This window comes from Streptomyces sp. NPDC096048 (assembly GCF_044763415.1).
In the GTDB taxonomy this organism is placed as follows: Bacteria; Actinomycetota; Actinomycetes; order Streptomycetales; family Streptomycetaceae; genus Streptomyces.
In genome coordinates this window covers 82,828-106,671 of the sequence record NZ_JBIWGG010000011.1, presented here as the reverse complement: position 1 = coordinate 106,671, position 23,844 = coordinate 82,828, and the positions used below count along the sequence as shown (strand labels likewise).

Genomic DNA, 23,844 nt, shown 5'->3' with positions numbered 1-23,844 from the left:
GCGCACCACCCCACCGCCCGCCCGAGCTGAGCCCTCGGGCGGGCGGTGGGCTGCCCGAGGGCGCCGCGCGGACGGCCACGCGTGTCAGGGTGCCGAGGACGACGGCCGGCGGGGCTGTCGTAGAACGGACCGCCGATGGGTAAGGCCGAACGCGTGACGTACGACGCACCGCCCGGACACGTTCCGCCACGGCGGAACATTAGACTCGGGCAGGCCCGGCAACAGCTCTACTGCAAGGAGGCACGGGTGCCGCTGCTGACCCGCATCACGGGACCGCGCGATCTGGACCGGCTCAGCCTGGAAGAGCTGGGCGGCCTGGCAGAGGAGATCCGCACCTTCCTCGTCGACGCCGTCTCCAAGACCGGCGGCCACCTCGGCCCCAACCTCGGCGTGGTGGAGCTCACCCTCGCCCTGCACCGCGTCTTCGACTCGCCGAAGGACAAGGTGCTCTGGGACACCGGCCACCAGTCCTACGTGCACAAGCTGCTCACCGGCCGTCAGGACTTCTCGAAGCTGAAGATGAAGGGCGGCCTGTCCGGCTACCCCTCGCAGGCCGAGTCCGAGCACGACGTCATCGAGAACAGCCACGCCTCGACCGTCCTCGGCTGGGCCGACGGCATCGCCAAGGCCAACCAGGTCCTCGACCGCGACGACCACGTCGTCGCCGTGATCGGCGACGGAGCCCTCACCGGCGGCATGGCCTGGGAGGCGCTGAACAACATCGCCGCCGCCAAGGACCGCCCCCTGGTCATCGTCGTCAACGACAACGAGCGCTCCTACGCCCCCACCATCGGCGGCCTCGCCAACCACCTGGCGACCCTGCGCACCACCGACGGCTACGAGCGCTTCCTGGCCCGCACCAAGGAGGTCCTGGAGCGCACCCCGGTCGTCGGCCGCCCGCTCTACGACACCCTGCACGGGGCCAAGAAGGGCCTGAAGGACTTCATCGCCCCGCAGGGCATGTTCGAGGACCTCGGCCTGAAGTACGTCGGCCCGATCGACGGCCACGACCTCGAGGCCCTGGAGTCCGCCCTCACCCGCGCCAAGCGCTTCGGCGGCCCGGTCATCGTGCACTGCCTCACCGAGAAGGGCCGCGGCTACCAGCCCGCCCTGGCGGACGAGGCCGACCGCTTCCACGCCGTCGGCAAGATCCACCCCGACACCGGCCTGCCCATCTCCACCTCCGGCGCCGACTGGACCTCCGTCTTCGGCGACGAGATGCTGAAGCTCGGCCGGGAGCGCGAGGACGTCGTCGCCATCACCGCCGCCATGCTCCAGCCGGTCGGCCTCGACAAGTTCGCCAAGGCCTTCCCGGACCGCGTCTACGACGTCGGCATCGCCGAGCAGCACGGCGCGGTCTCCGCGGCGGGCCTCGCCCACGGCGGGGTGCACCCGGTCTTCGCCGTGTACGCCACCTTCCTCAACCGCGCCTTCGACCAGGTGCTGATGGACGTGGCCCTGCACAAGTGCGGCGTGACGTTCGTGCTGGACCGCGCCGGTGTCACCGGCACCGACGGCGCCTCCCACAACGGCATGTGGGACATGTCGATCCTCCAGGTCGTCCCGGGCCTGCGCCTCGCCGCCCCGCGCGACGCCGACCAGGTCCGCGCCCAGCTGCGCGAGGCCGTCGAGGTGGACGACGCGCCGACCGTGGTGCGCTTCTCCAAGGGCGCCGTCGGCCCCGCCGTACCCGCCGTCGGCCGCGTCGGCGGCATGGACGTCCTGCGCGCCCCCGGCACCGACACGCCCGACGTCCTCCTGGTCTCCGTCGGCGCACTCGCGCCGATGTGCCTGGAGGTGGCGGACCTGCTGAACAAGCAGGGCATCTCCACCACCGTGGTCGACCCGCGCTGGGTCAAGCCCGTCGACGAGGCCATGGCCCCGCTCGCCGAGCGGCACCGCGTGGTCGTCACCGTCGAGGACAACTCCCGCGTCGGCGGTGTCGGCTCGGCCGTCGCCCAGGCCCTGCGCGACGCGGGCGTCGACGTACCGCTGCGCGACTTCGGCATCCCGCCGCGCTTCCTCGACCACGCCTCCCGCGCCGAGGTGATGGCCGAGATCGGGCTCACCGCCCCCGACATCGCCCGCCAGGTCACCGGTCTGGTCGCCAAGCTCGACGGCCGGTACGAGCGCTCCGAGGTGGACTCGGTGGAGGCCGCGCGCGACTGACGTACCACCGGATGGGCAGGTTTCACCACTCGTTGCGGTGGTGAAACCCGCCCGTCCGCGTGAATCCGCTCACGCCGGGGCATGCGCAGTACGCCCCCCTCTCGATCATGTCGGGGACGACAAGCTCGGAGGTACCCGTGAGCAACAGCAGTCTCTTCAGGACCAAGAAGATCGAGCAGTCCATCCGGGACACGGAGGAGCCGGAGCACGCGCTCAAGAAATCCCTGTCCGCTCTGGATCTGACCGTCTTCGGTGTCGGTGTCATCATCGGCACCGGCATCTTCGTACTGACCGGCACGGTCGCCAAGAACAACGCCGGGCCCTCGGTGGCGCTGGCCTTCGTCGTCGCCGGTGTCGTCTGCGCGCTCGCCGCGCTCTGCTACGCGGAGTTCGCCTCGACGGTCCCGGTCGCCGGCTCCGCGTACACCTTCTCCTACGCCTCGCTCGGTGAACTGCCCGCCTGGATCATCGGCTGGGACCTGGTCCTGGAGTTCGCGCTCGGCACGGCGGTGGTGGCCGTCGGCTGGTCGGGCTACATCCGTTCACTGCTGGACAACGCGGGCTGGCAGCTGCCCGCCTCGCTCGGCGGCCGGGACGGCGCCGAGGGCTTCGGCTTCGACATCCTCGCCGCCGTCCTGGTGCTGGTGCTCACCGGCATCCTCGTCCTCGGCATGAAGCTGTCGGCACGGGTCACCTCGGTCGTCGTCGCCATCAAGGTGACCGTCGTCCTCATCGTGATCATCGCGGGTGCCTTCTTCATCAAGGGTTCCAACTACGACCCCTTCGTCCCAAAGGCGCAGCCGGTGGAGGCGGGAGCGGGCCTCGACTCGCCACTGATCCAGCTGATGTTCGGGTGGGCGCCGGCCAACTTCGGCGTGATGGGCATCTTCACCGCGGCCTCGGTCGTGTTCTTCGCCTTCATCGGCTTCGACATCGTCGCCACGGCCGCCGAGGAGACCAAGAACCCGCAGCGCGACATGCCCCGCGGCATCCTCGGCTCCCTGTTCATCTGCACCGCGCTGTACGTCGCCGTGTCGATCGTCGTCACCGGCATGCAGCACTACAGCGAGCTGTCCATCGACGCCCCGCTCGCCGACGCCTTCAAGTCCACCGGGCACCCCTTCTTCGCCGGTGTGATCAGCTTCGGCGCCGCCGTCGGCCTGACCACGGTGTGCATGATCCTGCTGCTGGGCCAGACCCGGGTGTTCTTCGCGATGAGCCGCGACGGGCTGCTGCCGCGCTTCTTCTCCCGCGTCCACCCGAAGTTCCGGACGCCGTACCGGCCGACCATCCTGCTCGGCGTGATCATCGCGATCGTCGCCGGCTTCACCAGCCTGAGCGAGCTGGCCGAGCTGGTGAACATCGGCACGCTGTTCGCGTTCGTCATCGTCGCCCTCAGCGTGATCATCCTGCGTCGGACCCGCCCCGACCTGCCGCGCGCCTTCCGCACCCCGCTGGTGCCGCTGCTGCCGATCGTGTCGGTGGGAGCCTCGCTGTGGCTGATGCTGAACCTGCCCGCCGAGACATGGGTGCGGTTCGGCGTCTGGATGGCGATCGGCGTCGTCGTGTACTTCCTCTACAGCCGCACCCACAGCCGCATGGCCCGCGGCGAGGAGGCACCGGCCGGCACGCCCGGCACGACCGGCCCGTCCGGCCCGTCCGGCGGAGACACCCCGTAGGCCCGTCGGCTTCCGCTCCGGCCCCGCACCCCCGCCCGGGGGCCGCGGGGCCGGTCCGCGTACGCCGATGGGGGCGCCGTCACGCGGGCCGCACCGTCCGCGGCCCCGCCACCTCCGCGCCCAGCTCGCTCACCCGGCGGCGCAACTCGCGGTCGGCCGTCACGACCAGGACCGGGCGGTCGCCGGTGGCCCGGGCGACCAGGTCGACCATGTGGTCGTCCCCGCTGCCGGGTGCCGACTCCACCCGTACGCCGGGCACGGAGTCCACCCCTCGGGCCGCGCCCTCGACGACCAGGACCACCTCCACCGGGCCGGTACGCCCCGGCACACCGTCCGCCGCCAGCCGGTCCCGCAACCGTTCCGCCGCCCCGCGCCGGTCGTGCCACCACCCGTCGGGCACCGACCCGACGACGTTCGCGGCGTCGACGATCACGAGCAGGGGAGCGTGGTCGTCCACGCCGTCGTCGTTCATGCCGTCAGGGTCGCACGGCACCGTCGCGCGGGCCGTACCCGATCGACGCGGACCCGGCGGCCCCGCTTAGAGTGAAGCGGTGAACGGCGACTGGCTTCTCCTCGGCCGCGACGGCCGCCTCTGTGTCTACCTCCCGTCGGACGGTGCCGCCCTGTGGCGTGCCGAACGCGCGCCCGCCGGGCCCTGGGAGGCGCCGCGCAGGCTCGGCGGCGACCAGGAACTGCACCCCGGCCTCGCGGTCGGCCGGGGCCCCGACGGCTACGCCCATCTGGCCGCCTGGCGGCCCGTCGGGACCGGCCGGTCCGACCTCGTGCACACCACGCACTTCCGGCCGCTGCTCGCGCCCCTCGACTGGCAGCCGGCCGGCCACCCCAACAAGCAGGGCGACCGCACCGGGACACCGGCCGTCGCGGTCGACGCGCAGGGACGTGCCCACGTCTTCGTCCGCAACGGGGGCGGCGGCATGAGCATGGTGGCCCAGAAGGAGAAGGGCGGCTGGGAGCCGTGGCGGGACCTGAAGGGACGCGGCGTCCAGGAGGCGCCCGCGGCTGTGACGGGGGAGTCCGGCAGGGTCGAGCTCTACGCGGCGGTCACCGGCGGCATCCGGCACTGGCGGCAGGAGCAGCCGGGCGCGCGGCCGGTACCGGGGGAGGGCGTCGACGCGGCGGTCCGTCCGGGCACCCTGCGCGCGCTGGCCACCTCCGAGCGGTCCACCACCGTCCTCTTCACCGACGACGACACCGGTGAGCTGTGCGCCTGGCGCCCCGGCGAGAAGCCGATGCCGCTGGTGACCGCGGCCGGCCCCGGCCCCGTCTCCGCCGTCCGCTGCGAGATCGACGGCCACGACTGCACGCTGGTCGCCCAGCGCTCGGCAACGAGCGGCCGGGTCGCCTTCGCGGCGTACCCCTCGGAGCAGGAGGCGCTCGGCGCCGCGTGGACGGAGTCGGGTCCGGAGCTGCCGGCCGACGCGGTGGTGTCCCTGGCGCTGGACGCCGACGGCCGGCTGGTGGCGGCCACGCTCTCCCCGTCCACCGGACAGCTCCGCCTCACCCGCCGCAAGGACGAACCGGGCCTCGCGCTCGGTCCCTGGCACGCCGTCTGACGGGCCCTCGACGGCCCGGTGGCCGAGCCATGGGGAACGGGTGAACGAACGGCATATGATGTTCCGCGTTCGAGGGTCCCTGTCCGTGACACGGCGGGTTTCAGGAAGGTGCAGCAGGCCATGCGGAGAAGGTCGGCAGGCCCCGACGGCGCCGCCCGCCAGGTCGGGCCCGGCACCGTGGAGGGAACACGGGGCGGTGCGTCCGGACCGGCCCACGGCGACTGGCTCACCCTCGGCAGGGACGGCCGGCTCAGCCTCTACGTGCCCGCCGACGGCGGTCTGGTGCGCTGGACGGAGACCGTCGCGGGCGGCCCCGACTGGAGCGGGCCGCATTTCGTGCCCGTGGCGGGACTGACCCATCTGACGGTGGTGCAGGGAGCGGACACCTATGTCCACTTCCTCGGCCGCAGGGAGCGCGAACGCGCCGACGGCGGGCTCGGCTTGGACGTCGTGCACGCGATCCAGTACCAGACGGGACTGGCCTTCACCGAATGGCGTTCGCTCGGCAATCCGCACCGCGACCGTGAGCAGGCCCGGGAACTGGGGCCGCCGGTCGGGGCCGTCGCGGCCGACGGCACGGTGCACGTCTTCGTACGGAACGCGCTCGGTGGTCTGTCGCTGCGTCGCGAGTCCCCGAACGGCAAGTGGCGGGCCTGGGAGGACCTGCGGGGCGCCGAGACCGACGACCTGCCGGCGCCGGTCGCCCTCTCCGGGGGACGGCTGGAGGTCTGCGCCGCGTCCGCGTCGGGTGTCCTCGTCTGGCGCCAGACGGCGGCCGGCGGCGACTTCGCGGGCCCCCGCGGCTTCGCCCTGCGTCCCGTGCCGGGGACGGTCAGCGCACTGGAGACGGGGCCGGAGCGGGCGACGTTCTTCTGGACCGACGCCGAGAGCGGTGGCGCGGCCGCGTGGCGGGACGGCGACTGGCCCGCCGTGCTGGGCGGATCGCCGGCCGGGCAGGGGTACGCGTCGCTGCGCACGGCGGTCGACGGCTACGACTGCGTCGTACTCGCCCACCGAGACCGGGACGGCTCCGTGGTGCTCGGCATGGGCGGCACCGAGAACGAGGCCGGCGGGTTCTGGTGGTACGCGCTGGCCGAGTCCTGCCAGGGCGTACCCGCTCTCGCCCGGGACGGGCGCGGGCGGGTGGTGATGGCGCTGATCGGACCCGAGGGTGCACCGAAGGTGGCCCGTCAGGACGACGGCGCCGGCCTCTCCTTCACCCGGTGGCACACCCTCGGGCACTGAGCGGCCGGCGCCGTGGCGCCCGAGGTCAGCCGCCCGTCGCGGGCGACTTCTTCGCGGACTCGGGAATCTCGGAGTCCGAGCGGACGGCCTTCCACAGTTCGGTCGCCTGAGGCTCGGCGGCGACGACCCGGTTCGGGTCGGTCTTGTCGTACGCCACCGGCAGCATGATCGTCTCCATGGTGGCGGGGTCGACCCCGTTCATGCTGCGTGCGAAGTCCGCCAGGCTGGTCAGCGAGGCCAGTTCGGAGTCGGTGGTGAGCGCCGAGGTCAGCGTGTCGGCGATCTTGTACGTCTTGGTGGGGCTGCCCAGCAGGTCCTGCTTCTTGACCTCGCTCAGCAGCGCGATCAGGAACTCCTGCTGGAGCCCGATGCGGCCGAGGTCGCTGCCGTCGCCCACCCCGTGCCGGGTCCGTACGAAGGCCAGGGACTCGGCGCCGTCCAGGGTGTGGGTGCCGGCGCTCAGGTCCAGGCCGCTGGCCTTGTCCTTGATGGGCTCGTCGATGGTGACGGGCACGCCGCCGATCGCGTCGACCAGTCCCTTGAAGCCGGCGAAGTCGATCTCGACGTAATGGTCCATGCGGACGCCGGACATCTTCTCCACCGTCTTGACCACGCAGGCCGGTCCCGCCAGTGAGTACACGGAGTTGAACATCACGCGCTTCGCCTCCGGGAGGGCGGAGCCGTCGGACTTGGCGCACTCCGGGCGGGTGACGAGGGTGTCGCGGGGGATGCTCACGGCGACGGCCTGCTTGCGGCCCTCGGGTATGTGCACCACCAGGGCGGTGTCCGAACGGGCGCCGGAGACCTTGCCGGTGCCGAGCGAGGCGTTGGCTCCGGCGCGCGAGTCCGACCCGAGGACCAGCAGGTTCTGTCCCGAGGTGGGCAGTTTCTCGGGGCGGTCCTCACCGAGGGCCTTGTTCAGGTCCACCCCGTCGATGTTTCCGTTCAGGCCGCTGTAGAGCCAGTAGCCGGTGCCGCCGGAGGCGAGCAGGAGAACGACGAGGGACAGCAGGACGATCCGTCCCCAGCGCCTGCGGCGGCGTGGCGCTCGGCGACCGCCGCCTGGCGCGGCCCGGCGGGCACGCCGGGGCTCCGTGGTGGCGCTGTGGCTCATGGTGTTCGGTTCCTCTCCTCACGGGCTCCGCGCGGCGGAGTCGCAGGGCCCGGGTGGGGGGAAGCCGGTCCACTATGCGGTCATGTCGGTGCGAGAACTATATGCGCCTACTCCTACGGAATTTGCGAGCGCGGAACCATAGCGCGTTACAGCGATGGACACCACATTAACTGGCCTTGACCAACCTTAAGGGTGACATAAGATGTGGCGGGCCTGTGAACCGTGGTGAGGGGGGCTTCGCCGACGGTCAGGGGTGCCGGTGAGGCCGAGGCGGTTGAGGGGGCCGCGGGTGCACCAGGTAGGGGTGGGGTGTCCAGTAGGGACTGTTGGTGAGCCCGCTGGGCGAAATGTCTTGGTAGGAGTACGAGTTGGTGGATCGTCCGCGTCTGAGCATCGTCGTGCCCTTTCAGGACGTCGAGGCCTATCTCGCCGAATGCCTGGAGTCGATCGCGCGCCAGTCGTTCCGCGACTTCGAGGTGATCCTCGTCGACGACGGCTCCACCGACGGCTCCTCGCGGATCGCCGCCGACTTCTGCGCCGCCGACCCGCGCTTCCGCATGATCCGCCAGGAGCCCCAGGGCCCGGGGCACGCGCGCAACACCGGGCTGCGCGCCATGCACCCCCAGGGCGAGTTCCTGGCTTTCGTCGACGGTGACGACGTCATCCCCGAGTACGCCTACGGACTGCTGGTCCGCACCCTGGAGGGGTCCGACTCGGACTTCGTCTCGGGCAACGTGCAGATGATGAACTCCACCAAGAAGTGGCAGTCGCCGCTGCACAAGGGCCCGATGCAGAAGAACCGGCGCGGCACGCACATCACCAGGTTCGAGGCGCTCATCTACGACCGCACCGTCTGGAACAAGATGTTCCGGCGGACCTTCTGGGACTACCACTACATAGCGTTCCCCGAGGGCGTCATGTACGAGGACTCCTGGGTCAACATGTACGCCCACTTCCGCGCCGCCAAGGTCGACGTCATCACCGACATCGTCTACTTCTGGCGCCGGCGCGAGGGCGGGGCCGCGCCGTCGATCACCCAGCGCCACACCGAGCTGTCCAACCTGCGCGACCGGGTCGCGGCGGTGCGGTCGGTCAGCCGTTTCCTGGCGGAGCGGCGCTCGCGGCAGTACGAGGAGAGCAAGCGCAAGTACGACCTCGCCTGCCTGAAGTCCGACCTGATGCTGCACCTCAAGGTGCTGCCGGACGCGGACGAGGAGTACCGGCAGTCGTTCATGCAGTGGGCCAACGAGTTCCTCGACGAGACCGACCTCACCATCATCGACGAACTGCCCGCGGACGCCCGGGTCAAGTGGCTCCTGGTGCGCGAGTGGCGACTGCCCGAACTCATGGAGGTCATCGAGTTCGAGCGCCGGGGCGGCCCGATGCCGGTCCAGCGGCGCTTCCACCGCTATCTCAAGTACCCCTACCTCGGGGACCGCGGGGTCGGCCTCGACAAGAAGGCGTTCCGGCTCGACAAGGAACTCTCCCTGCACGGTTCGCTCAGCGGGGCCCGCTGGAGCACCAACGGCCACCTGCTGACCCTCACCGGGACCGCGTACGTGCGCTACATCAACGTGCACAAACGGCACATGTCGGTGAAGGCCATCGCTCTGCGGAACAAGAAGCAGGGCCGCATGGTGATCACCACGGCGAAGACCACCTACGCGCCGCAGGCCACCGAGTCCTCCAACCAGAATCGTTACTGCTACGACTGGGCCGGCTTCGACGCCCGCATCGACACGACCCGCCTCAAGCGCAAGGGCCAGTGGGTCGAGGGCACCTGGGACGTGGCCGCCGGTGTCCTCAGCCGGGGGCTGTTCCGCTACCGCGGCATCGACCGGGGCGGCGCGGGCAGCGCCGCCAACCCCCCGTACCGGTACGTCGACAAGAACACCCGCATCCTCCCGGTCTTCCTCCAGGGCAAGCTGAAGCTGCGGGTGGAGATCGTGCGCTGCCGGATCACCGGCCACCGCGTGGTCGGGGACCAGCTGGAGCTGCGCGGGGTGTACCTCGGCCCGAAGGTGCCCGAGTGGGGCAAACTGCGCGTCACCAGCCTGAGCGGCTCGGGCCAGCACGACGGGCGGGTGTACTTCACCCCGGGCGGCGAGGGCTGGTGCACCTTCGCGGCCAGGCTGCCACTGCGCTCGCTGGTGCCGGCCTTCCGGGCCGACGCCCAGGCCGACACGGACATCCCGCAGTCCTGGAGCATGGGCAGCAACGGCTGGAAGACGACCCTCCACGTGGAGGGCCGCAAGGCGGCCATCTACCCGGTCATGGCCGAGGAGACCCCGGACGGGCACTACCGCATGCCCGCCTCCCTGCAGACCCGCGAGGGCGACCGGGAGGTCGTCGTCCACCGCAACGGCTCGGGCTACCTGGTGCTCTTCGAGCGGGCCACCCTGCCCACGGCGACGGCGTTCGCCTGGCGCGAGGACGGCTCGCTGGAGATCCACGGCCGGTACCTGGCCGCTGACCGGCTCTCGCCTCGGGAGTACCAGGACGCGCACCTGGTGGTCCGCTCGCGGGCGCACGGCGCCGAGCGCGAGATCCCGATCGAGTGGAACGGCAACGAGTTCCGCTGCCTGCTCAGCCCGGCCGCCATGCGGACGCTGGCCGGGGACATCCCGCTCGCGGCCGGCCGCTGGGACTTCTTCCTGCGTCGGCAGGACCTCTCGGCGGTGGCCCGCGAGGACCGCCTCGAGGACCTGATGGTGAAGACCGAGCAGGACATCATCGACGCCCTCCCCCAGGAGCACGAGGAGAACGAGCGGCGCTACGACCTCCAGGCCGAGGCGTACGACCGGTTGTCCCTGCTGGTCCACTCGGCCATGCCCGACCACGCCCGCGGCCCGTACCGTCAGAAGCTGCTGCGCACCAAGGCGTACCCGGCGGCCCGCCGGCAGCGCGTGCGCCCCGCCGTCCTCTTCGACGCCTTCAAGGGCACCCAGTACTCGGACAGCCCCCGGGCGCTGCACGAGGAACTGCTCCGGCGCGGTACCGACCTCGAACAGCTCTGGGTGGTGCGCGACGACCAGGTGGAGGTGCCGCCCACCGCGATCCCGATCCGCATGTGGTCGCCCGAGTGGTACGAGGCCCTCGCCACCAGCCGCTACGTCGTGGCCAACAACCACCTCCCGGACTGGTTCCAGAAGCGGGACGGCCAGACCGTCGTCCAGACCTGGCACGGCACCCCGCTGAAGAAGATCGGCCACGACATCGAGTCCATCCACTTCGCCGACCAGCGCTACCTGGAGCGGGTCGAGAAGGAGGTGCGGAACTGGGACATGCTGGTCTCGCCCAACAGCTTCTCCACCCCGATCCTCCAGCGCGCCTTCGGCTTCCCCGGCGAGATGGTGGAGTCGGGCTACCCGCGCAACGACATCCTGCGTCTGCCCGGCACCGAGCGGCGGGAGCAGGAGATCCGGCGCCGGATCGGCCTGCCCGAGGGCAAGCGGGTCGTGATGTACGCGCCCACCTGGCGCGACGACCAGTACTACGCGCCCGGCAAGTACAAGCTGGACTTCCGCATCGACCTCGAGGACGCCCGCGCCAGGCTGGGCGCCGAGCACGTACTCCTGGTCCGCCGCCACCCCAACGTCGTGGACCCGGTGCCGGGGGCCGGCGACGGATTCGTCTTCGACGTCTCCGACTACCCCGACATGGCCGACCTCTCCCTGATCACCGACGTGATGATCACGGACTACTCGTCCCTGATGTTCGACTACGTCAACACCGGGCGCCCGATCCTCTTCTTCACCTACGACCTGGACCACTACCGCGACACCCTGCGCGGCTTCTACTTCGACTTCGCGAGCAGCGCCCCGGGCCCCCTCCTGGACACCTCCGAGGACCTGGTGTCGGCCGTCGAGCAGATCGACCGGATCCAGGACGCCTACGCCGAGCGGTACCGCTGGTTCCAGCGCGAGTTCTGCGACCTGGACGACGGGTACGCCGCCGCGCGGCTCGCCGACCGGATGCTGGTGGCGGGCGGTGACCTCGCGCCCGGGCAGGCCCAGGCCCCGGCCGTCGGGACCGTCGACACCCGGCAGACCGGGCGCCCCATGACACCGGTCCAGGGGAGTGCCGGGAACTGGTTCACCGCACCGCGCCGTTCGGCGCAACCCGAGCCCGCCGCCGCCGGGCGGCAGGTCGGTTCGGTGCCCGCGCAGCCCGGCCCGGCGCACACCACCACGCCGCAGCAGGCGCACCTGGCGCAGGAGCAGCCGTACCTGCCGCAGCTCATGCCGGCGGAGCCCGACCGGCCCGCCGAAACGTTTGCGCAGGCACCGGCCCCCGAGGGCCGGACCTACGAAGGCGCGATCGTATGACGCCGACGGCCCGGCCGGGCGGCGGTACCGGGGCGCTCGCGGCCGCGCCGGAAGGCACCGGCGCCCCATGACCGCACCGTCGTCCGCCTCCCCGGCGCCCGGCCCGCCCCCCGTCCGCGGTGGGGGAGCCGGGCGCCCCTTCGGCGTCGGCTCAGCCGGCGTCCACCCGCATCAGCAGCGCCCGGTGGTCGGAGACCCCGGTGTCGCGCACCGTGCAGGAGGACCGCGGCAACCCGGTGAAGAGATAGTCGAGTTTGTGACCGGACACATGGGTCGGACGGCCCGAACGGTCGGCGCCGGAAGCCTGGTCGCACTCCCGGAAGGCACCGTAGGCGGCGGACGGCCACACCCAGCCGGACCGATTGCGGGCACCCGGCGGCTTCAGGTTGAAGTCGCCGCCGAACACGGTGCGCCGTCCGGGCACCGCCGCGACCAGCGCCTTCAACTGGTCGTCGCGGTACTCCCGGTCGGGGTGCGCCCGGTCGCTGCCGGGAAGGCTCAGATGGGCGTTGCACACCCGGACGTCGAACGCCGCGACGGTCGCGCACAGGACACCCCGCCGCAGTCCCACCTCGGGCTGGCGCGTGGCCACCGACCGCACCGAGGACAGCGGGTGGGCCGAGAGGACCGCGAGCCCGGCCGTGCCCCGGCCGCCTCCCGCACAGTCGATCGTTCCGCCGCGCCCGCGGCTGTCCCGCCAGGTGTAGGGCCGGAAGGACAGCCGCCAGGAACCGCCGAGCGCCTCGCGCACCGACTCGGCGTGCGTGGCGCAGGCCTCCTGGAGCAGCACGACGTCGGCCCCGGCGTCGACGAACCGCTCCACCGCGAGCCGCTTGGCCGAGGCGCTGCCGGTGTCCGCGCAGCCCCACTGCTCGACGCCGCACATGTTCCAGGTCGCCACCGTCAGCGCGCGGTCGGCGGTCAGGGACCGGGCCGTGCCCGTGGCGGCCCGCACCAGCACCGCGGCGAGGACGGCCGACAGCGCGAGCACCGAGGCCAAGACGATCAGCCCGCGACGCCGGCGAAGGCCGGGCGGGAGCGAAGGGGCCGCGAGAGACATCACGACATCATGTCCGATCAGATGATTCGGAGCCAATCCGACGATCTGTCCCCGAAACTGGAGTTCCGTACATGTCCAAAGCACCCTCGAGCGGGCGAAAGCTGTTCAACGGGATCGAGGCGTCGGGTGCGTTCCCGGTCGAGTACCGGTTCTCCCACGCCAAGAGCGGCAACCGCCACCTCGTCGTCGTGTTCGCCAACTTCTCGGCGCCCGAGGACTACGGCTGGTCCAACGGCGTCTTCGACAACGTACGCGCGAACATCCTGTGGATCCGCGACCGTTTCGACGGGATGAACGCCTACTACCTGTGCCGGAACATGGACTTCGGCCTGGCGGACTCGGTGCAGAACCTCATCTCGAACGTCATGCGCTCGCTGGGGCTCACCCCGGACCAGGTCACCCTCTGGGGCGGCTCCAAGGGCGGCAGCGCCGCACTGTACTTCGGACTGCGGTACGGCTACCGGAACATCGTGGGGATCGTCCCGCAGTTCCTCGTCGGCGACGCCCTGGAGAAGCGGCACCCGAAGGTCTCGGCCTACATGCTCGGCGAGGGGGCGCCCGCGCACAACGCCCGGGTCCTGGACGCGCTCCTGCCGGACCTGGTGCGCAGCCGGGCCAACCCCGGGGCCAACATCTACGTGCTCTCCTCGCCGCAGGACGAGCACTACGCCGTGCAGGTGGAGCCGTTCCTCGGCATGTTCCAGGGCTACGAGAACTTCAACTTCATGTACAGCGAATCGCCCACCATCACCGGCCACGCCACGGTGACGCGGCGGAACGTCCCGGCCCTGGTCGGCCTGCTGAACCTGCTGGCCGACGGCTACGCCCCCCGCCTTGGGTTCGTGCGCCACGCCGCCGAGGAGTTCGACCGCGACCAGTCGGGCATCGAGGCCTACCTCTCCGCCACTTCCAAGGTCCAGGGCGCCGACGCCTTCGCGCCGCCGGTGGTCACTTCCCCGGGCTTCAACAGCGAGGCTCCCGCCACCGGTCTCTTCTTCACCGGGCTCGCCCCGGGCGCGGTGCGGGTGAGCATGTGGCGCGACGGCAAGTTCCTGGCGTCCCCGGAGGTCGCGGCCGACGGCACCTGGTCCTGGCAGCCGGCCAAGCCGTGGGCCACGGGGAACCACCTGGTGAAGATCTTCGCGGTGGACCGGGCGGGCTTCCACTCCAGCCGGGTCGAGGTCCCCTTCACGGTGGTGGACGCCCCCGCCGCGGGCCCGGCCGCGCCCGCCCCGCCGGCCGTCTCGGTGCCGGCCCCGCAGCAGCAACTGGGGACGTCCGTCGCCTTCCACGGCACCGCGCCGGGCGCGACCCAGGTGGGCTTCCGGGAGAACGGCGTGCTCCTGGGCGCGGCGGCCGTCGCGCCGGACGGGATCTGGGGCTGGGACCCGGGCTGGCCGTGGCCGGCCGGACCGCACCTGGTCGAGGTCGTCGCGGTGGACGCGAACGGCGTGGAGTCCGCTCCCGCCCCGGCCGCCTTCACGGTCGTGGACCTGTCCGTGCCCGTCGGCCACCTGCCGCCGCGGTACTGAGCACCCGCCGATCACAACGACTCCACGAGTGGAAAGCCGCCCATGCCCAAAGCAGCGTCGAAGGCGCGTCAGATCGTCACCGGGATCGACACGTCCGGTGCGCGCCCGGTCGAGTACCGCTTCACCCACGCGAAGAAGGGGAACCGCCATCTGACGGTCGTCTTCGCCAACCTCGCGGCACCCGACGACTACGGCTGGTCCACCGGCACCCTCGACGACCTGCGGTCCAACATCCTCTGGATCCGCGACCGCTTCGACGGTGGACTGACGTACTACCTGTGCCGGGAGATGGACTTCTCCGTCGAGCGGTCCGTCATCGACCTGATCGCGAAGGTCGTGTCGGCCCTCGGCCTGACCCCGAACGACGTGACGCTCTGGGGCAGTTCCAAGGGTGCCAGCGCGGCCCTCTACTTCGGGCTGCGCTACGGCTTCCGGAACATCGTCGCGTGCGTGCCCCAGTTCCGTATCGGCACCTTCGTGCGCGAGGTCTATCCCAAGGTCGGCCGCTCCATGCTCGGCGAGGGGCTCCCCGAGGAGAACGCGCGGGTCCTGGACGCGATCCTGCCCGACCTGCTGAGGGCGGGCGCGAGTCCCGAGGCCAACATCTACCTCGTGTCGTCGCCGCAGGACGAGCAGTACCGGGACCAGGTCGAGCCCTTCCTCGAACTGCTGCGGCGCTACCCGAACTTCAACTACCTCCACAGCGAGTCCCCGTTCATCAGGGAACACAACCAGGTGACCCTGCGGAACGTGCCGCTCCTGATGGGGATCGCCTACCTGCTGGTCGAGGGGATCACCCCGCGGCTCGGTCTGACCCGGCACGGCTACGAGCAGCCGGAGCGGGACACGTCGGCCATCGACGACTTCCTCGGCTCGACCGCCAAGGTCAAGGAGAGCACGGCGTTCCTGCCGCCCGTGGTGACCGTCCCGGCCGCCGGTGGACAGCTGCCCCGGACGGGCTCGCCCTTCACCGGGCTCGCCCCGGGCGCGGTACGGGTGAGCCTGTGGGAGAAGGGCAAGTTCCTGGCCTCGCCGCCGGTCGCCGCCGACGGGACCTGGTCCTGGGCGCCGGCCGGACCGTGGGCCGAGGGCGAGCACCGCGTCAAGATCTTCGCGGTGGACCCGGCGGGCTTCCACTCGGCGACGACGGAGCTCCGCTTCACGGCGACGCCCGGCACCGGGCCCGGCACCATGCCGACGCCGGGCGGCCCCGGCCCGGCCGCGTCGGCGGCAGGGCCCGTGGCCGCGGGCGTGCGGCCGCCCGTCGTGTCCCTGCCAGCGGCGCATCAGCAGGTGCCAGGGACGGCGGTCGGCTTCCGCGGCATCGCCCCCGGCGCGGTGCAGGTCCGCTTTCGCGCGGGCGGCGTGCTGCTGGGGGCGAACCGCGTCCGGCCGGACGGGACCTGGGCCTGGGAGCCGGGCGGCCCGTGGCCGCAGGGCCCGCACCTGGTCGAGGTCGTCGCGGTGGACGCCGACGGCGCGGAGTCCGTGCCCGCCCAGGTCCCCTTCGCCGTCGCCCCCGCGGCCGCACCGGCCGACTACTTCACGCCGCGGTACTGACCACCGCCGCGACCGCCGCCGAACAACTCATGAGTGGAAGCCACACATGCCCAAAGCACCGTCGCAAGCACGCGAACTGATCAACGGGATCGACACCTCCGGTGCCTATCCCGTCGAGTACCGCTTCACGCATGCCAAGGGCGGCAACCGCCATCTCGTCGTGGTCTTCGCCAACTTCGGCGTCACCGACGACTACGGCTGGTCGAACGGCGTCCTCAACCCGGTGCGGGCCAACATCCTGTGGATCCGAGACCGGTTCAACGGCATGCGGAGCTACTACCTGTGCGAGGGGATGGACTTCTCCCTGGAGCAGTCCGTGATCGGCGTCATCTCCAAGGTGATGAACGCCCTCGACCTGACCCCGGACCGCGTCACGCTGTGGGGCGGCTCCAAGGGCGGGAGCGCGGCCCTCTACTTCGGCATGCGCTACGGGTTCGGCAACATCGTCTCCATCGTGCCGCAGTTCCTCATCGGCACCTACATCAGCACCGTCCACCCGAAGACCGCCCGCTTCATGCTGGGGGAGGGAACGCCCGAGCGACACGTCCGGACGCTCGACGCGATCATCCCGGACCTGGTGCGCTCGGGCGTCGCCCGGCAGGCCAACATCTACCTGCTCTCCTCGCCGCAGGACGAGCAGTACACGGAGCAGGTCGAGCCGTTCATCGGGCTCTTCCAGGGCTACGACAACTTCAACTTCGTCTACAGCGAGTCGCCCTACATCACCAAGCACTCCGAGGTCACCAGGCGCAACGTCCCCTTCCTGATGGGCCTCGTCAACATGCTCGCCGACGGGCTGCCGCCGCGGCTCGGCCTGGTGCGCAACGGGTACGAGGAACCCGACCGCGACACCTCGGCCATCACGGCGTACCTCTCCGACACCTCCCGGGACAAGCCCTCCGCCCTCGCCCTGCCGGTGGTCACCCACCCGGTGGCGAACTCCGAACTGCCCACCGACGGTGTGTACTTCACCGGGATCGCCCACGGTGCCGTACGCGTGAGCCTGTGGGAGCACGGCAAGTTCCTGGGCTCGCCTTCGGTGGCCGCGGACGGCACCTGGTCCTGGAAGCTGAGCAAGCCCTGGAGCAAGGGCAAGCACCAGGTGAAGGCCGTCGCCTGGGACGCCGCCGGAGGCCACACCAAGGGTGTCCTCGTCCCGTTCACCACCGTGGCCGGCGCCGCGGCAGCGGCCGGTACCGCGATCCCGGCCCAGCCGACGGCGCGTTTCGACGCGGCCCCCCTGGGCGGTCACCTGCCGGCGCCGACGGTCCAGTCCCCGGTGGCGTACGAGCAGATCGGATCGTCGGCCGTGCGCTTCACCGGCCTGGCCCAGGGCGCGGCCCAGGTGGGGTTCAGGGCGGGCGGCACCCTCCTCGGCGGGAGTCCGGTCGCGGTCGACGGACGCTGGGCCTGGGACTCCGGCTGGCCGTGGCAGGAGGGGCGGCACACGGTGGAGGTGTTCGCCGTGGACGCGGTGGGTAACGAGTCCCCCGCCACGCTGGTCCCCTTCGCCGTCGCGCACGTGACGGCGGGCGCGACGCCCTACGGCTACTGACCGGCCCCACGGCTACTGACCGGTCCCACGGCCACTGTCCCGCCCCACGGCACGCGAGAGGGCCCCCGCCGCGCGGCGGGGGCCCTCTCCTCGTCGTACGGAGACGACGCGGGCGGAGACTACGCGGGCACGCTCGCCACGCCCGTCTCCAGGAACCGCTTCCCGTTCACCCGCTCGGCGACGCCCTCGCGGTCCAGGTACGGCGTGATGCCGCCCAGGTGGAAGGGCCAGCCGGCGCCGGTGATCAGGCAGAGGTCGATGTCCTGCGCCTCGGCGACGACGCCCTCGTCGAGCATGAGGCCGATCTCCTGGGCCACCGCGTCCAGGACGCGGTCGCGGACCTGCTCCTCGGTCAGGACGGAGTCGCCCTGCTTGAGGAGCGCGGCGACCTCCGGGTCCAGCTCGGGCTTGCCGCTGTCGTAGACGTAGAAGCCGCGCTTGCCCGCCTCGACGACCGCCTTGAGGTTCGGGGAGACCGTGAAGCGCTCGGGGAAGGCCCGGTTGAGGGTCTCCGAGACGTGCAGGCCGATCGCCGGGCCGACCAGTTCGAGGAGGACCAGCGGCGACATCGGCAGGCCGAGCGGCTCCACCGCCTTCTCCGCGACCTCGACCGGGGTGCCCTCGTCGATGACGTTCTGGATCTCGCCCATGAAGCGGGTCAGGATGCGGTTCACGACGAACGCCGGGGCGTCCTTGACGAGGACCGCGGTCTTCTTCAGCTTCTTGGCGACGCCGAACGCCGTGGCCAGCGACGCGTCGTCCGTCTGCTCGCCGCGGACGATCTCCAGGAGCGGGAGGATCGCGACCGGGTTGAAGAAGTGGAAGCCGACGACCCGCTCGGGGTGCTTCAGCTTCGACGCCATCTCCGAGACGGAGAGCGACGAGGTGTTGGTGGCGAGGATCGCGTGCGCGGGCGCCACCGCCTCGACCTCCGCGAACACCTTCTGCTTGACGCTCATCTCCTCGAAGACGGCCTCGATGACGAAGTCCGCGTCCGCGAAGCCCTCGGCCTTGTCCAGGACGCCGGAGACCAGGCCCTTCAGCCGGTTCGCCTTGTCCTGGTTGACGCGGCCCTTGCCGAGCAGCTTGTCGATCTCGGCGTGGACGTAGCCCACACCCTTGTCGACGCGCTCCTGGTCGATGTCGGTCAGGACGACCGGCACCTCCAGGCGGCGCAGGAACAGCAGCGCGAGCTGGGAGGCCATCAGGCCGGCGCCGACCACGCCCACCTTGGTGACCGGGCGGGCCAGCGACTTGTCCGGGGCGCCCGCGGGGCGCTTGCCGCGCTTCTGCACCAGGTTGAAGGCGTAGATGCCGGAGCGCAGCTCGCCGCCCATGATCAGGTCGGCGAGCGCCTGGTCCTCGGCGTCGTAGCCCTGCTGGAGGTCGCCGTTCTTGGCGGCGGCGATGATGTCCAGCGCGCGGTAGGCGGCCGGGGCGGCGCCGTGCACCTTGGAGTCGGCGACGAAGCGGCCCTTGGCGACGGCCTGGTCCCAGGCCTCGCCGCGGTCGATCGCCGGACGCTCGACGGCGATCTCGCCCTTGAGGACGGACGCCGTCCAGATCAGCGACTGCTCCAGGAAGTCCGCGCCCTCGAAGATCGCGTCCGCGATGCCGAGCTCGTAGACCTGCTTGCCCTTGAGCTGCTTGTTCTGGTTGAGGCTGTTCTCGATGATGACCGAGACGGCCTTGTCGGCGCCGATCAGGTTCGGCAGCAGGGTGCAGCCGCCCCAGCCGGGGACCAGGCCGAGGAAGACCTCGGGGAGGGAGAAGGCGGGGAGCGCGGCCGAGACCGTGCGGTACGCGCAGTGCAGGCCGATCTCCACGCCGCCGCCCATCGCGGCACCGTTGTAGTAAGCGAAGGTCGGCACGGCCAGCTGGGACAGCCGCTTGAAGACGTCGTGGCCGCCCTTGCCGATGGCCAGCGCGTCCTCGTGCCGCTTGAGCAGCTCGACGCCCTTGAGGTCGGCGCCGACCGCGAAGATGAACGGCTTGCCGGTGACGCCGACGCCGACGATGTCGCCGTCCGCGGCCTCCTTCTCGACCTGGTCGATGGCGGCGTCGATGTTCGCCAGCGACTGGGGGCCGAGGGTGGTCGGCTTGGTGTGGTCGTGACCGTTGTCCAGGGTGATCAGGGCGAAGCGCCCGGCACCGAGGGGGAGGTCGAAGTGGCGTACGTGCGCCTGGGTGACGACCTCGCCCGGGAACAGCTCGGCCGCGCCCTTCAGAAGCTCTGCGGTGGTGGTGCTCACTTGTCCCCCTCGAAGTGCGGGTTCTCCCAGACGACCGTCGCGCCCATGCCGAAGCCGACGCACATGGTGGTCAGGCCGTAGCGGACGTGCGGCTGCTCCTCGAACTGGCGGGCCAGCTGCGTCATCAGGCGGACGCCCGACGAGGCGAGCGGGTGGCCGAAGGCGATGGCGCCGCCGTACTGGTTGACGCGCGCGTCGTCGTCGGCGATGCCGTAGTGCTCCAGGAAGGCGAGGACCTGGACGGCGAAGGCCTCGTTGATCTCGAACAGGCCGATGTCGTCGATGGACAGGCCGGCCTGGGCCAGGGCCTTCTCCGTCGCCGGGATCGGGCCGTAGCCCATGACCTCCGGCTCGACGCCCGCGAAGGAGTACGAGACGAGGCGCATCTTGACCGGCAGGTTGTTCTCGCGGGCGAAGTCCTCGCTCGCGATCAGGGAGGCGGTGGCGCCGTCGTTCAGACCGGCCGCGTTGCCCGCGGTGACCCGGCCGTGCACGCGGAACGGCGTCTTCAGGCCCGCCAGGCTCTCCATGGTGGTGCCCGGACGCATCGGCTCGTCGGCGGTGACCAGACCCCAGCCCGTCTCACCGGCCTCTTCGTTGGTGCGGCGCACCGAGACCGGCACCAGGTCGGCCTGGATCTTGCCGTTGGCGTACGCCTTGGCGGCCTTCTCCTGCGAGCGCACCGCGTACGCGTCGGCACGCTGCTTGGTGATCGTCGGGTAGCGGTCGTGCAGGTTCTCGGCGGTCATGCCCATGAAGAGGGCGGACTCGTCGACCAGCTTCTCGCTGACGAACCGCGGGTTCGGGTCCACGCCCTCGCCCATCGGGTGCCGGCCCATGTGCTCGACACCGCCGGCGACGGCGACGTCGTACGCGCCGAAGGCGACGGAGCCGGCCACCGAGGTGACGGCGGTCAGGGCGCCCGCGCACATGCGGTCGATCGAGTAGCCCGGGACCGAGGTGGGCAGGCCCGCCAGGATGCCGGCGGTGCGGCCGATGGTCAGGCCCTGGTCGCCGATCTGGGTGGTCGCGGCGACGGCGACCTCGTCGATCTTCTTGGGGTCGAGACCGGGGTTGCGGCGCAGCAGCTCCCGGATCGCCTTCACGACCAGGTCGTCGGCGCGGGTTTCGTGGTAGATGCCCTTCGGGCCCGCCTTGCCGAACGGGGTGCGGACGCCGTCTACGAAGACGACGTCCCTGACGGTACGAGGCACGATGGCTCTCCTCCAGGGTGCGGGATGGCACTGCTGCGGCACGCAGGTACTGAGCGCGCGCTCAGGCCCATGCTACTTGTGGGTAACGTAGCTGCCCAGTCCCCCCGGTCGGAGCGGCGAACGTCACACCGCCGGGTCGCCGCTCCACCCCTGGATCTTGGCCGGATCTCGCCGCCGTCCCTCCTACGACACGCTCTGGGACAGCGCCTTCACCAGCGCGGGCGTCACCTGCTCCACCTGCCAGGGCCGGGCCCCGTGTCCGGCGAGGGCCGCGCCCACGGACTCCGCGTCGACCGGCGTCGGCGGCTCCCAGCAGACCCGGCGCACCGTGTCCGGCGTGATCAGGTTCTCCTGCGGCATGTTCAGCCGCTCGGCCAGCGCCGTCACCGCCGCCCGCGCGGCGGTGAGCCGGGCCGCGGCGGCCGGGTCCTTGTCGGCCCACGCCCGCGGCGGCGGGGGACCGGTCACCGGCTGGCCGGGCTGCGGCAGCTGCGACTCGGACAGGCCCCTGGCCCGGTCGACCGCCACCTGCCACTGTTCCAGCTGCCTGCGGTTGACCCGTCCGAAGCCGTTCAGCGCGGCCAGCGCGTGCGCGTTGACCGGGAGGGCGAGCGCCGCCTCGACGATGGCCGCGTCCCCGAGCACCTTGCCGGGGGAGACGTCGCGGCGCTGCGCGATGCGGTCCCGGGTCTGCCACAGCTCCCGCACGACGGCGAGCTGCCGGCGCCGGCGCACCTTGTGCATGCCGGACGTACGGCGCCAGGGGTCCTTGCGGGGCTCGGGCGGCGGGGCCGACGCGATCGCGTCGAACTCCTGCCGGGCCCACTCCAGCTTGCCCTGCCGGTCCAGCTCCTTCTCCAGCGCGTCGCGCAGGTCGACGAGGAGCTCGACGTCGAGCGCGGCGTAGCGCAGCCACGGCTCGGGCAGCGGGCGGGTGGACCAGTCGACGGCCGAGTGGCCCTTCTCCAGGACGAAGCCCAGCACGTTCTCGACCATCGCGCCGAGGCCGACCCGGGGGAACCCGGCGAGCCGGCCGGCCAGCTCGGTGTCGAAGATGCGGGTGGGCACCATCCCTATTTCGCGCAGGCACGGCAGGTCCTGGGTCGCCGCGTGCAGCACCCACTCCACGTCGGAGAGCGCCGCACCCAGGCCGGACAGGTCGGGACAGGCCACCGGGTCGATCAGCGCGCTCCCGGCGCCCTCCCGGCGCAGCTGCACCAGATACGCGCGCTGGCCGTAGCGGTAGCCGGAGGCGCGCTCGGCGTCGACGGCGACGGGGCCGCGGCCGGCCGCGAAGGCGGCGGTCACCTCGGCGAGGGCGGCCGCGTCGGCGATCACCTGCGGAATGCCCTCGCGTGGTTCGAGCAAAGGGGTCGGCGCCTGACTCGCAGAAGATCCGGCGTCGTCCGGAGGGGCGCCTCCGGTGGTTCGCAGTGAAGGGTCTGCTGCGGTTTCGTGGGCGTCGGTCACCTGTCAAGGGTATCGGTGGATCGACGGCGCCCGCCGACGGAACGTTCCGTCGGCGGGCGCCGGGGGGTCGTAAACCAGTCAGGTCGGTGAGAGATCGGCTGTGGGGGAGGCGGGAGAGTCGGGGTAGGGGTGGGGGGAGGTGGGGAGGGACGGGGAAGCGGTCGGGGATCGGCAGCGGTCAGTGGATGATGCCGGTCCGCAGGGCCACGGCGACCATTCCGGCGCGGTCGCCGGTGCCGAGCTTGCGGGCGATGCGGGCCAGATGACTCTTCACGGTCAGGGCGGACAGTCCCATCGAGACGCCGATCGCCTTGTTCGACTGGCCTTCCGCGACCAGTCGGAGCACCTCCACCTCGCGGCCGGAGAGCTCGCGGTAGCCGCCCGGGTGGCTCGGGGCGCCCGGGGGGCGGCGGTGCAGGCGTGCGGCGGCGGCGCCGATGGGGGCGGCGCCCGGCCGGGTGGGAAGCCCGACGTTGGTACGGGTGCCGGTGACGACGTAGCCCTTGACACCGCCGGCGAGGGCGTTGCGTACGGCGCCGATGTCGTCGGCGGCGGACAGGGCGAGGCCGTTGGGCCAGCCCGCGGCTCGGGTCTCCGACAGCAGGGTCAGGCCGGAGCCGTCGGGGAGATGGACGTCTGCGACACAGATGTCGCGGGGGTTGCCGATGCGGGGACGAGCCTCCGCGACGGACGAGGCCTCGATGACGTCGCGCACACCGAGCGCCCACAGATGGCGGGTGACGGTGGAACGGACGCGCGGGTCGGCCACGACCACCATGGCGGTCGGCTTGTTCGGGCGGTAGGCGACCAGGCTTGCAGGCTGCTCGAGGAGAACGGACACCAGGCCTCCTGGGGGGCGGGACGGGGCCGGCTCGTGGGGGGTGAAGCCGGGACGAACCGTGCTTTCAAGGTCACAGTCGTCTTCGGCACCGAAGCCGCCCGCCTTTAGAGAATGATCACGATCTGGTGAGTAACAATCCGAGCAATTCGGACACGCGGTCGATCATTCGAAGACCGAACGGTTTCGCACTTTGTCGATACGGGGCCGAAAGTGGCCGTGTCGACAAAGTGACGGAACGTTTCCCGGGCCGG

The 23,844-nt window shown here is 71.5% G+C and carries 15 protein-coding genes; 8 read left to right on the top strand and 7 right to left on the bottom strand.

What is annotated here, in order from left to right; translation table 11 throughout:
• Positions 1 to 246 precede the first annotated feature (246 nt).
• The gene (gene dxs, locus ACIQ6R_RS28850; protein WP_404181972.1) at positions 247 to 2,169 is read left to right on the top strand and encodes a 1-deoxy-D-xylulose-5-phosphate synthase; all 1,923 of its coding nucleotides are present in this window, start codon (positions 247 to 249) and stop codon (positions 2,167 to 2,169) included.
• 137 nt (positions 2,170 to 2,306) lie between these two features.
• Positions 2,307 to 3,848, top strand: a complete 1,542-nt coding sequence (locus tag ACIQ6R_RS28845; RefSeq protein ID WP_404224462.1) for an amino acid permease — start codon at positions 2,307 to 2,309, stop codon at positions 3,846 to 3,848.
• A gap of 79 nt (positions 3,849 to 3,927) precedes the next feature.
• On the opposite strand, the gene ACIQ6R_RS28840 is transcribed toward ACIQ6R_RS28845, so the two are convergent.
• The gene (locus ACIQ6R_RS28840; RefSeq protein ID WP_404224460.1) at positions 3,928 to 4,320 is read right to left on the bottom strand and encodes an NTP pyrophosphohydrolase; all 393 of its coding nucleotides are present in this window, start codon (positions 4,318 to 4,320) and stop codon (positions 3,928 to 3,930) included.
• A 79-nt stretch (positions 4,321 to 4,399) separates the two neighbouring features.
• Between ACIQ6R_RS28840 and ACIQ6R_RS28835 the strand changes: the two genes are divergently transcribed.
• Together ACIQ6R_RS28835 and ACIQ6R_RS28830 are read left to right on the top strand one after the other, a co-directional pair.
• Complete coding sequence (locus ACIQ6R_RS28835; RefSeq protein WP_404181981.1) at positions 4,400 to 5,422, top strand: hypothetical protein; 1,023 nt, start codon at positions 4,400 to 4,402, stop codon at positions 5,420 to 5,422.
• A gap of 120 nt (positions 5,423 to 5,542) precedes the next feature.
• Complete coding sequence (locus tag ACIQ6R_RS28830) at positions 5,543 to 6,667, top strand: hypothetical protein (protein WP_404224458.1); 1,125 nt, start codon at positions 5,543 to 5,545, stop codon at positions 6,665 to 6,667.
• A 25-nt stretch (positions 6,668 to 6,692) separates the two neighbouring features.
• Here ACIQ6R_RS28830 and ACIQ6R_RS28825 read toward each other — a convergent pair whose 3' ends face one another.
• Positions 6,693 to 7,781: an LCP family protein gene (locus ACIQ6R_RS28825; protein ID WP_404224456.1), complete on the bottom strand. Its 1,089-nt coding sequence runs from the start codon at positions 7,779 to 7,781 to the stop codon at positions 6,693 to 6,695.
• Between the two features lie 371 nt (positions 7,782 to 8,152).
• On the opposite strand from ACIQ6R_RS28825, the gene ACIQ6R_RS28820 reads away from it, so the two are divergent.
• A complete protein-coding gene (locus ACIQ6R_RS28820; protein ID WP_404224454.1) occupies positions 8,153 to 12,109 on the top strand; it encodes a CDP-glycerol glycerophosphotransferase family protein in 3,957 nt (1,318 codons plus the stop codon).
• 151 nt (positions 12,110 to 12,260) lie between these two features.
• Here the strand turns inward: ACIQ6R_RS28820 and ACIQ6R_RS28815 are convergent, their stop codons facing one another.
• Positions 12,261 to 13,169 (bottom strand): endonuclease/exonuclease/phosphatase family protein, encoded by a 909-nt coding sequence (locus ACIQ6R_RS28815; protein ID WP_404224452.1) that lies wholly within the window; start codon positions 13,167 to 13,169, stop codon positions 12,261 to 12,263.
• Between the two features lie 71 nt (positions 13,170 to 13,240).
• Between ACIQ6R_RS28815 and ACIQ6R_RS28810 the strand changes: the two genes are divergently transcribed.
• From ACIQ6R_RS28810 to ACIQ6R_RS28800, 3 genes are read left to right on the top strand one after another with little or no spacing between them, the layout of a single operon-like run.
• The gene (locus tag ACIQ6R_RS28810) at positions 13,241 to 14,701 is read left to right on the top strand and encodes a hypothetical protein (RefSeq protein WP_404224450.1); all 1,461 of its coding nucleotides are present in this window, start codon (positions 13,241 to 13,243) and stop codon (positions 14,699 to 14,701) included.
• Between the two features lie 42 nt (positions 14,702 to 14,743).
• Positions 14,744 to 16,261: a hypothetical protein gene (locus ACIQ6R_RS28805; protein WP_404224448.1), complete on the top strand. Its 1,518-nt coding sequence runs from the start codon at positions 14,744 to 14,746 to the stop codon at positions 16,259 to 16,261.
• Positions 16,262 to 16,307: 46 nt separating this feature from the next.
• Entirely contained in the window at positions 16,308 to 17,816 is a 1,509-nt protein-coding gene (locus ACIQ6R_RS28800; protein ID WP_404224446.1) for a hypothetical protein, read from the top strand.
• A 119-nt stretch (positions 17,817 to 17,935) separates the two neighbouring features.
• On the opposite strand, the gene ACIQ6R_RS28795 is transcribed toward ACIQ6R_RS28800, so the two are convergent.
• The 4 genes from ACIQ6R_RS28795 to ACIQ6R_RS28780 form a co-directional block, all read right to left on the bottom strand.
• Positions 17,936 to 20,068, bottom strand: coding sequence for a 3-hydroxyacyl-CoA dehydrogenase NAD-binding domain-containing protein (locus ACIQ6R_RS28795; RefSeq protein WP_404224444.1), 2,133 nt, complete (start codon positions 20,066 to 20,068; stop codon positions 17,936 to 17,938).
• Positions 20,065 to 21,282, bottom strand: coding sequence for a thiolase family protein (locus ACIQ6R_RS28790; protein ID WP_404182006.1), 1,218 nt, complete (start codon positions 21,280 to 21,282; stop codon positions 20,065 to 20,067). Before ACIQ6R_RS28790 ends, ACIQ6R_RS28795 begins: the two co-directional genes overlap by 4 nt.
• Before the next feature lie 183 nt (positions 21,283 to 21,465).
• Entirely contained in the window at positions 21,466 to 22,752 is a 1,287-nt protein-coding gene (locus tag ACIQ6R_RS28785) for an HRDC domain-containing protein (protein WP_404182009.1), read from the bottom strand.
• A 178-nt stretch (positions 22,753 to 22,930) separates the two neighbouring features.
• Complete coding sequence (locus ACIQ6R_RS28780; RefSeq protein WP_003972894.1) at positions 22,931 to 23,593, bottom strand: response regulator transcription factor; 663 nt, start codon at positions 23,591 to 23,593, stop codon at positions 22,931 to 22,933.
• Positions 23,594 to 23,844: the final 251 nt, after the last annotated feature.